The 310-nt window shown below is 48.1% G+C and carries 1 protein-coding gene; it reads right to left on the reverse strand.

Going from position 1 to position 310, the window contains the following annotated elements:
* The coding region (locus tag ACT3RM_RS18270) for a cyclase family protein (protein ID WP_444511565.1) at window positions 1-310 on the reverse strand (310 nt) is incomplete at both ends.

Raw genomic sequence — 310 nt, forward strand, 5'->3', positions numbered from 1 at the left:
CGTTGTTGCTGACCATGGTGCATCAGGGGTATCGGTATAAAAGCGACCGACAGAACCGGTGCGAATTAAAAGTATGTCACGCTTTTCAACGGTTACGTTTTGAGCTTTCGCTGTTTCTTTTAAATCGTCAAGTGTAACGCAACTGCTAACTGGAAGACGGCCTGACTTCCCGCCTTTCAAACGTCCAACATCTAACAGAATACCTCGGCCAACGACACCATGCTCTCCCAATACACCAACATCAACGTGATCATGACCATGCACGGTGCTATCAGCGGATACGCCGCCAAAAACTTTATCGCCATACCAG

Source organism: Pseudoalteromonas sp. AOP7-A1-14, from assembly GCF_052376275.1.
Taxonomy (GTDB): Bacteria; Pseudomonadota; Gammaproteobacteria; order Enterobacterales; family Alteromonadaceae; genus Pseudoalteromonas.